The organism is Streptomyces sp. HmicA12 (genome assembly GCF_000373565.1).
GTDB lineage: Bacteria > Actinomycetota > Actinomycetes > Streptomycetales > Streptomycetaceae > Streptomyces.
Map to the genome: position 1 here is coordinate 50,417 of NZ_KB891842.1, position 14,511 is coordinate 64,927.

At 71.5% G+C, this 14,511-nt stretch carries 7 protein-coding genes and 1 pseudogene; 6 read left to right on the forward strand and 2 right to left on the reverse strand.

Annotation, left to right across the window (positions count from 1 at the left end; genetic code table 11):
* Positions 1 to 81: 81 nt before the first annotated feature.
* Entirely contained in the window at positions 82 to 1,557 is a 1,476-nt protein-coding gene (locus B072_RS0133240; protein ID WP_018534297.1) for a cellulose binding domain-containing protein, read from the forward strand.
* Between the two features lie 73 nt (positions 1,558 to 1,630).
* Complete coding sequence (locus B072_RS0133245; RefSeq protein WP_018534298.1) at positions 1,631 to 3,367, forward strand: glycoside hydrolase family 6 protein; 1,737 nt, start codon at positions 1,631 to 1,633, stop codon at positions 3,365 to 3,367.
* Positions 3,368 to 3,428: 61 nt separating this feature from the next.
* Here B072_RS0133245 and B072_RS0133250 read toward each other — a convergent pair.
* Positions 3,429 to 5,294, reverse strand: a pseudogene (locus B072_RS0133250) (glycoside hydrolase family 48 protein); the annotation flags it as partial.
* A gap of 379 nt (positions 5,295 to 5,673) precedes the next feature.
* Here B072_RS0133250 and B072_RS0133255 point away from each other — a divergent pair.
* The 3 genes from B072_RS0133255 (at position 5,674) to B072_RS0133265 (ending at position 9,276) form a co-directional block, all read left to right on the forward strand.
* Positions 5,674 to 6,846, forward strand: coding sequence for a cellulase family glycosylhydrolase (locus tag B072_RS0133255; protein WP_078506666.1), 1,173 nt, complete (start codon positions 5,674 to 5,676; stop codon positions 6,844 to 6,846).
* A gap of 14 nt (positions 6,847 to 6,860) precedes the next feature.
* Positions 6,861 to 8,216 (forward strand): glycoside hydrolase family 6 protein, encoded by a 1,356-nt coding sequence (locus B072_RS44705; RefSeq protein ID WP_078506667.1) that lies wholly within the window; start codon positions 6,861 to 6,863, stop codon positions 8,214 to 8,216.
* 130 nt (positions 8,217 to 8,346) lie between these two features.
* Positions 8,347 to 9,276 (forward strand): class I SAM-dependent methyltransferase, encoded by a 930-nt coding sequence (locus B072_RS0133265; RefSeq protein WP_018534301.1) that lies wholly within the window; start codon positions 8,347 to 8,349, stop codon positions 9,274 to 9,276.
* Positions 9,277 to 9,327: 51 nt separating this feature from the next.
* Here B072_RS0133265 and B072_RS44710 read toward each other — a convergent pair whose 3' ends face one another.
* A complete protein-coding gene (locus B072_RS44710; RefSeq protein ID WP_018534302.1) occupies positions 9,328 to 10,674 on the reverse strand; it encodes a glycosyltransferase family 39 protein in 1,347 nt (448 codons plus the stop codon).
* Positions 10,675 to 10,858: 184 nt separating this feature from the next.
* Here B072_RS44710 and B072_RS0133275 point away from each other — a divergent pair, with 184 nt between their 5' ends.
* Entirely contained in the window at positions 10,859 to 14,503 is a 3,645-nt protein-coding gene (locus B072_RS0133275; RefSeq protein ID WP_026246556.1) for an AAA family ATPase, read from the forward strand.
* The last annotated feature ends 8 nt before the right edge of the window (positions 14,504 to 14,511 follow it).

Here is a 14,511-nt window from a genome sequence, read left to right on the forward strand (position 1 = left end):
CCACCCAGCAACCAGTGGGAGCGATTCCATCAGTCGACGCGCCGGCCTCCGCCGTCGCGCCAGAGCTGCAAGGAGTCGCTCATGCGACACCCCCCGCGCTACCTGTCCATGTGGGCGTGCGCCGCACTCGCGGCGGCCGCGCTCGTCCCTCTGACCTCCGCCGCGTCCGCGGCCGCCCCCGCCTGCTCGGTGGAGTACGCCGTCACCGGGCAGTGGGACAGTGGCTTCCAGGGAGCCGTGAAGGTCACCAACAACGGTGCGGCGAAGGATAGTTGGAGCCTGTCCTTCGACTTCGCCGACGGTCAGAAGGTCACCCAGGGCTGGAGTGCCAAGTGGTCCCAGTCCGGTACGACGGTGACCGCGGCCAACGAGTCCTGGAACGGCGCGCTCGCCTCCGGCGGGAGCGTGTCCGCCGGGTTCATCGGGTCGTGGAAGGGCGCCAACACCGTGCCCAAGACCTTCAAGTTGAACGGCGTGACCTGCAACGAGGACATCACCGACCCGACGGATCCGACCGATCCCACGGACCCCGGTGACGGCAGTGCCCCGGCCCTGAAGGTGTCCGGGAACAAGCTCGTCGACGCGGACTCCGGCGCCACCCACCGGATCCTCGGCGTGAACCGCTCGGGCGGCGAGTTCATGTGCGTACAGGGATACGGGATCTTCGACGGCCCCGTCGACGACGCGTCGGTGAAAGCCATCGCCGACTGGAAGGCGAACGCGGTCCGTATCCCGCTCAACGAGGAGTGCTGGCTCGGCCTCGACAACATCAAACCCGAGTACGGAGGTGCCACCTACCGGTCCGCCATCAAGGACCTGGTCGCCAAGGTCAAGGCGCACGGCATGACGCCGATCCTCGAACTGCACTGGTCCTACGGCCAGTACACGGGAAACTCGGCCGGCTGCTCGGACGTCCACGCGACCTGCCAGAAGCCGATGCCGGACGCCCAGTACACGCCCGCCTTCTGGTCGTCGGTCGCCGGCGAGTACAAGGACGACCCGGCCGTCACCTTCGACCTGTTCAACGAGCCCTACCCGGACCGCGCCACCTCCAACTTGACCGACGCATGGTCCTGTTGGAAGGACGGCGGCACCTGCCCCGGCATCGGCTACGAGGTCGCGGGCATGCAGGACCTCGTCGACGCCATCCGCACGGCGGGCGCCGGGAACCTCATCCTGATCGGCGGCCTCGCCTACTCCAACGACCTGCGCCAGTGGCTGCAGCACAAGCCGTCCGATCCGGCCGGCAACATCGCCGCCGCCTACCACGTCTACAACTTCAACACCTGCGCCAGTGAGAGCTGCTGGGACGAGCAGCTCGCGCCCGTCGCGGCGGGGGTCCCGCTGGTGGCAGGGGAGATCGGCGAGAACACCTGCTCCCACGGCTTCATCGACCGGGTCATGAAGTGGTTCGACGACCGAAACCTGTCGTACCTCGGCTGGACCTGGAACACCTGGGACTGCGCCTCGGGCCCCTCGCTGATCAGCGACTACGACGGCACGCCGACCGCCTTCGGCGCCGGCCTGCGCGATCACCTGCAAGCCGTCACCAAGTAACCCCCGGAAGTACGCACGTCCATCTAGGCACGTCCATCTACGCACGTCCATCACCGAAAGGGACACCCCCACCATGAGCCGTACCCGTACCGACCGAACCCGACTGAGAGGCAGTACCGCGCTGGCCGCGGCGCTCGTCCTCTCCGGCGCCGCCTGTGTCGGCACCGCCGTCGCCGCCCCCGACAGCGCCGCCGCGGCCGCCTGCACCGTGGACTACAAGGTGCAGAACCAGTGGGACACCGGCTTCACCACCTCCGTGAGCGTCACCAACAACGGTGCCGCGGTGAGCAGTTGGAACCTCACCTGGTCCTTCGCGGGCAACCAGAAGGTCAGCAGCGGCTGGAACGCCGACATCTCCCAGTCCGGCACCGCCGTCACCGCCAAGAGCCTCTCCTACAACGGGGCCCTGGCCACCGGCGGCTCGACCTCCTTCGGCTTCAACGGCACGTACAGCGGCACCAACGCCCTGCCGACCGCGTTCAAGCTGAACGGCGTCACCTGTAACGAGGACACCGGCCCGACGGATCCGACCGATCCCACGGACCCGACCGACCCGAGCGGCCGCGTCGACAACCCGTACGCCGGCGCCAAGGTCTACGTGAACCCGGAGTGGAAGGCCAAGGCCGACGCCGAACCCGGCGGCAGCAAGATCTCCAGCCAGCCCACCGGTGTCTGGCTCGACCGGATCGCCGCCATCAACGGCGTGGGCGACGGCATGGGCCTGCGCGACCACCTGGACGCGGCCCTCGCCCAGAAGGGCAGCAACGAGGAAGTCGTCCAGCTCGTCGTCTACGACCTCCCCGGCCGCGACTGCGCCGCGCTCGCCTCCAACGGTGAGCTCGGCCCGACCGACATCGACAAGTACAAGAGCGACTTCATCGACCCGATCGCCACGATCCTCGCCGACCCCAAGTACGCGGGCCTGCGCATCGTCACGACGATCGAGATCGACTCGCTGCCCAACCTCGTCACCAACGTCAGCGGGCGCCCCACGGCCACCCCCAACTGCGACGTGATGAAGGCGAACGGGAACTACCAGAAGGGCGTCGGCTACGCCCTCGACAAGCTCGGCGACATCCCGAACGTCTACAACTACATCGACGCGGGACACCACGGCTGGCTCGGCTGGGACGACAACTTCGGCGCCTCCGCCGAACTGTTCAAGTCGACCGCCTCCAGCAACGGCGCGAAGCTGTCCGACGTCCACGGCTTCATCGTGAACACGGCCAACTACAGCGCCCTCAAGGAGAACAACTTCACGATCGACGACTCGGTCAACGGGACCTCGGTCCGCCAGTCCAAGTGGGTCGACTGGAACCGCTACACCGACGAGCTGTCGTACGCCCAGGCCATGCGCACCAAGCTGGTCTCGCTCGGCTTCGACCAGAACCTCGGCATGCTGATCGACACCTCCCGCAACGGCTGGGGCGGCGCCGCCCGGCCCACCGGACCGGGTGCCAAGACCACGGTCGACACGTACGTGGACGGGGGCCGCTACGACCGCCGCATCCACCTCGGCAACTGGTGCAACCAGAGCGGTGCCGGCCTCGGTGAGCGGCCGCAGGCCAACCCCGCGACCGGGATCGACGCCTACGTGTGGATGAAGCCGCCGGGTGAGTCCGACGGTTCGAGCACCGCCATCGACAACGACGAGGGCAAGGGCTTCGACCGGATGTGCGACCCGACGTACACGGGCAACCCGCGGAACAACAACAACATGTCCGGCGCGCTGCCGAACGCCCCGGTGTCCGGGCACTGGTTCTCCGCCCAGTTCCAGGAACTGATGAAGAACGCCTACCCGGCACTGTGACGCCGTAGGCCACGGCCGTCCGGCCCCCGCGCGTGCGTGGCGGGGGCCGGACGCTGGCGTGCTACTCCAACAGTTCCGCGTACACCCCCATCGCGAGCGCGATGTCCGCCTGCGCCCAGAAGCGGTGGTACGTGAACGTCGGCGCCTCGCCTCCCGCCAAGTAGGCTTCTACAGCAGCCCAGTTCGGGTCGTCCTTGTAGAAGGACCGGATGGACGTGAAGGTCGCGGTGGAGTCGATCGTGTCGCCGTTCGGCATGGTGCCGGTCCAGCCGGAGGGCACGTACACCGCGTCGTCGAACCGGTTGTAGTCGGCGCGCTTCTCCGGCACCGCGATCCCCAGCGCGTCCTGGCTGTTCGCCCACATGCCGTCGAGCAGCGCCTTCGCCGTGGTCTTCGACGCGGCGTGGCCGGACTTCGCCGCGTAGTAGATGAGCGTCTTCGCGTACGCGGCCGCCACCCCGACGTCGTCCGTGTGGTCGGCGACGGAGACGTGAAGGCCCGTGTTGCCACCGGGATTTGACGCGTCCCAGGTGTCCGGGGCGCCCGACCACTTCAGCGTCGACGGGATCGTGAACGTACCGTCGTCGGCGACCTTCGTCTCCGACAGCGCCCAGGCGACCCACTGGTCGAGGACCGTCTTCGCGTCCGCGTCGCCGGTCTCGTGGTAGTACGCAGCGACACGCTCCATCGACCACGCCTGGAAGCCGAACCACTGGTTGGACGGCGGGTCGTGGTAGACCGGCGCCTCGTCGTAGTACATGCCGTAGAAGGTCGGTGTGCCGGCGGGCGCCTCCCCGTACCGTCCCTTCCAGCTGTTGGTCGCGCCGCCCGCGATCGCGCCCTCGGCGGACTGCAGCCAACGGTAGAACTCGACCTGACGCTTCAGGCTGGCCGCCCAATCCGCCCTGCCGGTGGCCGACTTGGGGGCCAGCGCGTCGTACGAGGCGAGGGCGTGCGCGGCGAGCGGGTTCTGGTAGCCGCCGTGCGCGTGGCTGCAGCCGATGCGCCAGGCCCAGCCCGCCGAGGTGTCGGTGGCGCCGCCCCACGCGTAGTACCAGGACAGCAGATAGTGCGAGCTGCTCTTGCCGCTGCCGGGGGTGCACCCGGACGGCGAGGTGCACTCGCCGATCTCCTTGAAGTACTTGTCGTACATCGCGTAGCGCAGGTAGTCGCCCATCTTCGCGGCCTTCGCGACGGTCGCCGCGACGTCCGCCTCCCTGCCCTGCGCCGACGCCCAGACGTGCGCCCAGTACGCGGCCTGCACGGCGCGCGCGTCGGCGTCCGGGGCGTTGGTGTACTTCCACTGCTTCGCGTACGAGGCGTCGCCGGTGAACAGATCCAGGTACCCGTTCTTCCCGCCGTACGCGAACTCGTCGCGGCACGGCTGCGGCACCGTCTCCCAGACCGACTCCTGCGGGCCGCGCTGGAAGGTGTTGATGTACGTCGGGGTCGCACCGTCCCCGCCGTAGCCGTACGTGTTGTCGACGTCCTGCAGCCAGTGCATGCCGTAGATGTCGTCGGTGCCGTACGCGCTCTTCAGCTCGGCCGCGATCGGGTCGGCGCCCGCGGTGACCGACGGGTCGAGCTGTGCCGGATACTGCGCGGGTTCGTCCCATTCCGGGGCGTAGGTCGCCGGTTTGGACGGAGAGTAGAAGCTATTGGTGGGCTGGTCGTCATGGGTGGGAATCATGAATTTCTCCATGGTTTCCCACGCGTCGTTGAACGGCGCCCAGTCGCCACTGACCTTGCCGTACATGGCCTGCAGCCAGATGAGATAGCTATACGCCTCCGAGGTGGTTTCATGCCCGTGGTCCGGTGCTTCGCAGATGAGTGTCTCGACCGAGTGGTACGGAATTCCGTCCGGCGAGAAGTAGCCGCTGGACGCCGCCGTGATCTTCGCGTGCAGGTCGAGGAACCGCTGCTCGTACGCGGTGGCCGCGACCGCTGCCGGGGCCGCAGAACCCTTCTGAGCTGCGGTGGTGAGGGTGATGGTGGCCGGTGCCGCCACGGTGGCGACCGCGATCGCGAGCAGCTTGCGGCGGCTGAGCGTGCCGCGGGCATGCGGGGGCCGACGTCTTGAGGGCATGCGGGTGCCCCTTCCTGTGGGGTGGTTGGGAGCGCTCCCAAGAAACCGCCGGTGCGGAATGATGTCAAGAGGGTCCACCGGTATTCGGCTGTCGAATCAATTCGACAAACAATTTCTGAGAAGCGCGGCAACCTTCCCTGTGTCCGGGGCGACTTGAGGGGTGAATCCGCCCGTGTGAAGTGCACATTCGTGGCACACCGAGACCGGATAGGACTCGCTCATGCGTCACCCACCACCCCCCGAACGACGGCACCGCGCAGGCCGCCTGAGGAGACGGCTCGCCGTGCTCGCGGGCGTGCTGCTCACGGCCGCCGGCCTGACGGTGCCCTCGCTCCTCCCCGCGGCGGGCGCGGCCCAGGCCGCCGCGACCCCACCCGTGCTCACTGTCGAGGGCAACCAGCTCGTCGACGCCGACGGAAACCCCCACCGGCTGCTCGGAGTCAACCGCTCCGGCGGCGAGTTCGCCTGCGTCCAGGGCTACGGCATCTTCGACGGTCCCGTCGACGACGCCGCGATCCAGGCCATCGCGGACTGGAAGGCCAACACGGTCCGCATCCCGCTCAACGAGGAGTGCTGGCTCGGCCTCGACAACATCGATCCCGCGTACGCGGGCGCCAACTACCGCACCGCGGTGCAGGAGTTGGTGCGGGGCGTCATCGACCACGGCATGACCCCGGTCGTCGAACTGCACTGGACCCACGGCCAGTACACCGGCAACAGCGCCGGCTGCTCCGACGTCCACGCCACCTGCCAGAAACCCATGCCGGACGCGCAGTACACGCCGGACTTCTGGACGTCGGTGGCGAACACCTTCAAGGGCGACCGGGTCGTCGCCTTCGACCTGTTCAACGAGCCGTACCCGGACCGCGCCACCTCCGACACGGCGGCCGCGTGGGCCTGTTGGAAGGACGGCGGCACCTGCCCCGGCATCGGCTACGAGGTCGCCGGCATGCAGGACCTGGTCGACGCCGTACGCGCCACGGGCGCCGAGAACCTGATCCTGGCCGCCGGGATCGCGTACTCCAACGACCTGAGCCAGTGGCTCGCGCACAAGCCCGACGACCCGACCGGCAATCTCGCCGCGGCTTGGCACGTCTACAACTTCAACACCTGTGCCAGTACGTCGTGCTGGGACTCCACGCTGGCGCCCGTCGCCGCCGAGGTGCCGCTCGTCGCGGGCGAGATCGGCGAGAACACCTGCGCCCACTCCTTCATCGACACCGCCATGGCGTGGCTCGACGAGCACGACGCCTCCTACCTCGGCTGGACCTGGAACACCTGGGACTGCTCCTCGGGCCCGGCCCTCATCTCCGACTACTCCGGCACCCCCACCGGGTTCGGCGCGGGTCTGCGTGACCACTTCGCCGCCGTGACCGCCGGCACCTCCCACTGAAAGGCACCCCCCCCATGAGCCGCAGAGCACGCACCAGCCGCCGCAGTCTGTTCCTCGCGATGAGCACCCTCGTCGCCGCGGGCACCGCCACGGCGGCCGTCACCCTCACCGGCACCGCCCAGGCCGCCGAACGCGTCGACAACCCGTACGAGGGCGCCCAGGTCTACGTCAATCCCGAGTGGTCCGCGAAGGCCGCCGCCGAGCCGGGCGGTGACGCGATCGCCGACCAGCCGACCGCCGTCTGGCTCGACCGCACGGCCGCCATCGAGGGCGTCGGCGACGGCATGGGCCTGCGCGACCACCTCGACGCCGCCCTCGAACAGGGCGCGGACGTCGTCCAGTTGGTCATCTACAACCTGCCGGGACGCGATTGCGCGGCCCTCGCCTCCAACGGCGAACTCGGCCCGACCGACATCGACGCGTACGAGCACGACTACATCGACCCGATCGCCGCGATCCTCGCCGACGCCAAGTACGCGAGCCTGCGCATCGTGAACACGGTGGAGATCGACTCGCTGCCCAACCTCGTCACCAACACCGGCAGTCGCGCCACCGCCACCCCCGAGTGCGACACGATGAAGGCCAACGGCAACTACGTGAAGGGCGTCGGCTACGCCCTGAACAAGCTCGGCGACTCCCCGAACGTCTACAACTACGTGGACGCGGGGCACCACGGCTGGATCGGCTGGGACGACAATTTCGCCGCGACCGCCGAGGTCCTGCACGAGGCGGCCACCGCCGAGGGCGCCACGGTCGACGACGTCGCGGGCTTCATCACCAACACGGCCAACTACAGCGCGCTGAAGGAAGAGAACTTCACGATCGACGACACCGTCGCCGGCAAGTCGGTGCGCGAGTCCAAGTGGGTCGACTGGAACCGCTACACCGACGAACTCTCCTTCGCGCAGGCCTTCCGCGAGGAACTCGTCTCGGTCGGCTTCGACTCGGGCGTCGGGATGCTGATCGACACGTCGCGCAACGGCTGGGGCGGCTCCGATCGGCCCACCGGACCCGGCGCGTCGACGGATGTGGACACGTACGTCGACGGCGGCCGCGTCGACCGTCGCATCCACATCGGCAACTGGTGCAACCAGGCGGGCGCGGGCCTCGGCGAACGCCCGCAGGCCTCGCCGGAGGCCGGGATCGACGCCTACGTCTGGGTCAAGCCGCCGGGGGAGTCCGACGGCGCCAGCGAGGCGATCGACAACGACGAGGGCAAGGGCTTCGACCGCATGTGCGATCCCACGTACACGGGGAACGCCCGTAACGGCAACAACCTGTCCGGTGCCCTGCCGGACGCGCCGCTGTCCGGGCACTGGTTCTCGGCCCAGTTCCAGGAGCTCCTGAAGAACGCGTACCCGGCGCTCTAGCCGATGCCGCGCGGGCCCCGCCCCCTCCCTTTTGCTCGATCGGCAACTCGACTTGCCTGTCGTGGCGGGGCCCGCGCACGCTGGACGTACACACCGCGACGCGGCAGTACGAAGGGCGGCGAACACACTCATGGCACACGGCCACCACGAGCAGGGCCAGGGACACGAGCACGGGCAGGGCCACGGCCATGGTCACGGCCACGGGCACCAGCACGGCAGCAAGGACCTGGACTGGGCCACGATGATCCCGCACCTGGAGCACGGCGCGGCGGTCTACGAGCCCCTCTACACCGAGGCCCTGACCTGGCTGCGCGGGACGCGCCCCGACGGCACCGGCCTGATCGTCGACGCGGGCGCGGGCCCCGGCGCGGTCTCCCTGCACCTGGCCGCGGCCTTCCCCGAGGCCCGGATCATCGCGGCCGACCCGGAGGAGGCGCTCCTCGCCCGCGCCACGGAACGCTTCGCGGCCGCCGGGCTCACCGACCGCACCGACACCCTGCGCGTCGAACTGCCGGACGACATCGGCGAGTTGCCGCACGCCGACCTGATCTGGGCGGCGCGCTCCCTGCACCACGTCGGCGACCAGCGGGCGGCGATCGCGGCGCTCGCCGGACGCCTCGCCCCGGGCGGCACCCTCGCGCTCGTCGAGGGCGGCCTGCCCACGCGCTGCCTGCCGCGCGACTTCGGCCTCGGCAAGCCCGGCCTGCAGTCGCGGGCCGAGGCGATCGAGGAGGAATGGTTCGACGAGATGCGGCGCTCCCTGCCCGGCGCCAAGCAGGACACCGAGGACTGGGCCGCGCTGCTCACGGACGCGGGCCTCACCGCCGCACGGTCCCGCACGTTCCTGCTGGACCTCCCGGCACCACTGTCCGACGAGGCCCGCGGTGTCCTGGTCGACCTCTGGCAGCGCAGGCGGGACGCGTACGCGGACGTCGTCCCGGCGGAGGATCTCGACGTGATCGGTCGGCTGGTGGACCCGGACGACCCGCAGAGCCTGCAGAACCGGAAGGACGTCTTCCTGCTGACGGCGAATACGGTGCACATCGCTGTGAAGGCGTAAGGGGACGTCGACGGGTGCGGGCCCGGTGGGGGCTGGTCGCGTAGTTCCCAATCACCCGCACTCACCCACGCAACAGCCACCACCCCCAACCCCCCTGCGCGCGTACAACGCCACCTGACCCCCGTGCGGCCGCAGCACTCGGCAAGCCCGGAACCCCCGCCCCGGCACCTCCCCGCGATCCCCCACGACCACGATCCGCGGTTCCCGCAGCATCCGCTCCCGCAGGACAGGGGCGGGCACCTCGACCCCGTACAACGTTCCGGACGCGACCGGTGACGCGGCGAGCCCGATGTCCCGCAACCCGGCGGAGCCACCCGTCACGGACCACACGCGTCGCCGCGACGGCAGGTACACCACGGCGTCCCCGGGCCGCGACACCTCCCGCACGGCCGCGGCGACGGCGGCCACGTCGTCCTTGCGGCCGCCCGGCGTCCGCAGTTCCCACGCGACCGGGAGCAGCGCCAGCACGCACACCACGGCGACGGCCGCGCGCGAGCGGCACCGCAGCCGGGCCAGCGCGGCGCCCGCGAGCAGCGCGAGCCCCGCGCACCCGTACAGCACGTACCGGTCGACGTACAGCGGCTTCAGCGGGGCGGCGGCCATCAGGAGCGCGGCGGGCAGCAGCGCCAGGCCCCGGCCGAGCCGTACGAGCGGGCGCGGAGCCCCCGCCCGTACACCGATCACGCTCACACCGGCCGCGACGCCGAACCAGAGCAGCCCCCAGCCGTCGACGGCGGCGATCCACTCCACCTGCGCCGACTGCGTCAGGCTGAACCCGGCGAGGGGCGCGACCCCCGCCACCACCGCACCGGCCGACCGGGCGAACGGCCGCCACCGCGCCCGCGGCACGACCGGAGCGTGCGCGACGACGGCGAGGACCGCGAACTCATGCAGTGCGCACGCGGCGAGCAGCAGCGCCGCGTACGTGATCCACCGCCCCCGCAGCAGCGCGTACGTCGCCCACACCACCAGCGCGCAGACCACCGCGTACGACCGGCCCTCCTGCGCGTACCGCTGCACCTGCGGCAGGACCGCGAACACCACGCCGGCCCAGGCGCCCGTCGACGGGCCCGCTAGCAGTACGCCGAGCCTGGTCACCCCGACGGCCGCGACGACAGTGGCGAGTACCGACGGAACGCGGAGCACGAGGAGCGGATCCGCGCCGGACGGCAGCACGGCGAACAGGCCGTGCACGAGGAGGTAGTGGACGCCGTGCACGGCGTCCGCGTCGGCGAGCAGCCGCCACAGATCGGCGAGCGGGCGCCGCGCCACGTCGTACGTCACCGCCTCGTCGCGCCACATCGTGCCGCCGCGCCGCACGCCCCACACACCGAGCGCGAGGGCGAGCCCGCAGCCGGGCAGGGCGGGCGCCCAGGTGCGGGATCCTCGCCGCGGCACACGGCGTGCGGGAGCGGACAGCGTGGACGGTTCTGCTGCGGCGACGGAGGTGATGGCGGGCTCCCGTGGGGCGAACGATGCCGGACGAGAGCCGAGTCAAGACGTGCCATGGTTGATGGGCAGCCCTGCTCTGGGCCGCCTATCAACCTCCCTGCCAGGTAGGGGCCTTGTACCGTGGGCGCTCATGACGAGACGGGGCGGAGGGGCCGGTGCGGGAGGGCGTCCGGAGAAGGAGCTCGACCCCGCGGCCGGACCGGTGCAGCGGTTCGCGTACGCGCTGCGGAAGCTGCGCGCGGAGGCGGGTTCACCGACGTACCGGGCGATGGCGGAGACGGCCGGCTTCTCCGCGCCGACCCTCTCCGGGGCGGCCGCGGGAGAGAAGCTGCCGTCCCTGCCGGTACTGCTCGGGTACGTCGCCGCGTGCGGCGGCGACGCGCGGGAGTGGGAGGAACGCTGGCGCGCGGCCGTCGCGGAGCGGTCCGCCCCGGACCCCGACGACAGCGCCTCGCCCTACCCCGGCCTGGCCCGCTTCGACCCCGCCGACCGTGCCCACTTCCACGGCCGGGACGAACTGATCCGCGAGCTTGCCGGGTTGGTGGCGCGCCGCCGGATCTGCGCCGTGACGGGCGCCTCCGGCAGCGGCAAGTCGTCGCTGCTGCGGGCGGGGCTCGTGCCGCTGCTGCGGGCGGGCGGCTCACCGGAGAAGACCGTGGACCGCCCGGCGGGCATCCGCATCCTGGCCCCCGGTGGGCGGCCCGCCCGCACCCACCGGGACCGGTTCGCCCCGGTCGACGGACCCGGCGACACCGTCATCGTGGTCGATCAGTTCGAGGAGGTCTTCTCGCTCTGCCACGACACGGCCGAACGGGACGCCTTCATCGCCCTGCTGTTGCGGGCGGTGCGGCCCGAGCACCGGCTGCGCGTCGTGCTCGCCGTACGCGCCGACTTCTACGGGCGGCTCGCCGAGCACGGCCCGCTCGCCGACGCCCTGCGCGACGCCACGCTGCTCGTCGGGCCGATGCCCGCGCACGCCCTGCGGGAGGCCGTCGTCCGCCCGGCGGCCACCGAACGGCTCGTCGTGGAAAGGGCGTTGACCGCACGCGTCGTCGCCGACACCGAGGGGCGCCCCGGCGGCCTGCCTCTGATGGCGCACGCGCTGCGCGAGGTGTGGCGGCGCCGCAACGGGACTTTCCTCACCCTCGCCGCGTACGAGGCTGTCGGCGGACTCGAAGGTGCCGTCGCGCACACTGCGGAGGACGTGTACGGGCGGCTGGACGCGGACGAGGCGGCAGCCGCCCGGGCCCTGCTGCTGCGCATGGTCGCACCGGGCGACGGAACTCCGGACACCCGGCGACCCGTCGACCGCGCCGAACTCGCCCCGGGCTCCGGAATCGTTCTCGAACGCCTTGTCACCGCACGCCTGTTGACCGTCGACGGCGACCTGGTGGACCTCGCGCACGAGGCGCTGATCACGTCCTGGCCCCGGCTGCGCAGGTGGGTCGACGCCGACCGGGGACGGCTTCGCGTTCACCGGGCCCTCACCGAGGCGGCCCGCGCCTGGGCGGACCTGGAGCGCGACGCCGGCGCGCTGTACCGGGGCGCACGGCTGGCCTCCGCGCGAGAGGTGTTCGGGGTGGTGCACCTCGAACTGACGCACCTGGAGAGGGAGTTCCTCGGCGCGAGCGTCGCGGCGCACGAGCGGGAGCTGCGTGCCGCCGTCCGGTCCACCCGCCGCCTGCGCACCCTGTCCGCCGCCCTCGCGGGACTGCTGTGCGTGGCGCTGGTCGCCGCCGGGGTCGCCCGGCAGCAGTCCCGCGCGGCCGACCGGCAGCGCGCGGCCGCCGAGGCCCGTTCCGCCGCCGCGCTCGCGGACCGCCTGCGCACGTCGGACCCGCGCCTCGCCCAGCGGCTGAGCGTCGCCGCGTGGCGGATCGCCGACACCCCGGAGACCCGCTCCGCGGTACGGGCCGCGGCGGCGCAGCCCGGCCGGGACGCGGTCACCGTGCCGGGCCAGGTCTCCGTGCTCAGCGCGGACGGGCGGCTTGCCACCGCGGTCGAGCACGACAAGGTCACGCAGTGGGACGTGCCCCGGCACCGGAGGTTGTGGTCGGCGACCGTGCCCGGCGTGTCCGACGGGTTCCTGAGTCTGAGCGAGGACGGGCGCCGCCTCGCCTACAGGACCGACGGCGCCGTCACGCTCCGGGACCTGCCGAGTGGACGTACGACCACGCTTCCGATCAGTGAACTCGGCGACGGCCCATCGGATTTGACCCCCGACGGCCGCTTCTTCATCGTGGCGGGGAAGAGTGGGGCGGAGCTGTGGGAGACGGCGTCCGGTCGCCGCCTGCTGACCGTCCCGGGCTATCGCACCGGAAGCCGCCCCTATCCCTCGCTCAGCCCGGACGGCCGCCTGCTCGCCGTCTGCACGCGCCAGGGACTCCGCTTCTGGGACGTCGGGGAACGCCGGCAGCGACCGCGTGTCGCCCCGGAGTCGGTGGCCATGGACGTGTGCGCGAACGGTGACCCCGATTACCGCTTCACCCCGGACGGACACGGCATCGCCTACGCACTCCACGACGGCGTCCACATCTGGGACCTGCGTACCCGGCGCCCCCGCCAGGCCCTGGCCACCCAGGGCCCGCCCGGCGCGTTCCGGTTCAGCGCGGACGGGCGGTACGCCGTGATCCTCTCCCACCCCGAGATCACGGTCCGGCGCACCTCCGACGGCCGGAGCGTCGCGCGCATCGCCGGCCTCGTCAGTTCCACCAGCGAGGTGCGGATCGACAGCGCGGGTCACGCCGTGCGCTACCAGCACGGCGCGGGCGCCACCGTCGTCAGCACAGCAACCTTCGGATCCGATGCCCGCCGATCGGCGTACGACCGGGCCAGGTGGAGCCCCGACGGCCGCACCCTCGTCACGGTGGAGAACGGCCGCGTCCGGCTGCGCTCCGCGGCCGACGGCTCCCTACGGCGCACTCTGCCGGGGCGGGCCTGCGCCGACTGCGGAGACTCGCCGATGCTCGGGTTCGGGCCGGGCGGGCGCACCCTCGCGTACGGCGACCCGCACGAGGTGCGCCTCGTCGACGTCCGCACGGGACGCGAACTGCTCCACGCTCGACTGGACTTCAACGCTTGGCTGTTCGCGGTCGGCGGCGACAACCGTTCGGTCGTCGCCGCCGGACAGCCGGCCGGCATCGGCGACAACGACCACCCGCGCGTCGAAGCCTGGCGGCTCAAGGCCGGCGGCACCGGGGAGCGACTCCTGCGCAAGTCCACCGGCGGTGAAGCGATCGCCCTCACCCGCGACACGGTCCTCACCTCCGACGGCGTGCTGCACGACCTGGAGGGTGGCCGGACCCGGCGGGTCGTCCACGGTGAAGGCAGGCTCCGGGCCGCCGAGTCGAGCCCCGACGGCCGTCTGGTCGCCGCGGTGGACGGCGAGGGCCGCGTCACCTTGTGGCGCGCGGGCAACCGCCTCGGCGTACTCCGCAGGCCCGACGGCCGGGAGGGTGGCACGGTCCTTGCCTTCTCCCCGGACTCCCGGCGGCTCGCGGCGGGCGGCGCCGACGGCGACGTACAGGTGTGGGAGACCGAGGCGCCCCACCTCTCCGGCACCCCGCTGCCCGCACCCGCGCCGAGTCCCGTGCTCGGCCTCGCCTTCACCCCGGATGGTGACGCCCTCCGCGTCGCCACCGCCCGCGGATCCCGGCGCACCCATCTCATGAACGAGGCCACCGCCGCGGACACCGTGTGTGCCCGCGCCGGTGGCCCCGGTCGTACGGAGTGGCAGACGTATCTGCCCGGACTCCCTTATCGGGAGGTGTGCTGAGGAGGTGT

Bases quoted from the DNA above. Each gene is read 5' to 3' on its own strand.
- B072_RS44705 (WP_078506667.1), top strand. From the start codon at position 6,861: ATGAGCCGCAGAGCACGCACCAGCCGCCGCAGTCTGTTCCTCGCGATG.
- B072_RS0133255 (WP_078506666.1), top strand. From the start codon at position 5,674: ATGCGTCACCCACCACCCCCCGAACGACGGCACCGCGCAGGCCGCCTG.
- B072_RS0133275 (WP_026246556.1), top strand. From the start codon at position 10,859: ATGACGAGACGGGGCGGAGGGGCCGGTGCGGGAGGGCGTCCGGAGAAG.
- B072_RS0133245 (WP_018534298.1), top strand. From the start codon at position 1,631: ATGAGCCGTACCCGTACCGACCGAACCCGACTGAGAGGCAGTACCGCG.
- B072_RS0133265 (WP_018534301.1), top strand. From the start codon at position 8,347: ATGGCACACGGCCACCACGAGCAGGGCCAGGGACACGAGCACGGGCAG.
- B072_RS0133240 (WP_018534297.1), top strand. From the start codon at position 82: ATGCGACACCCCCCGCGCTACCTGTCCATGTGGGCGTGCGCCGCACTC.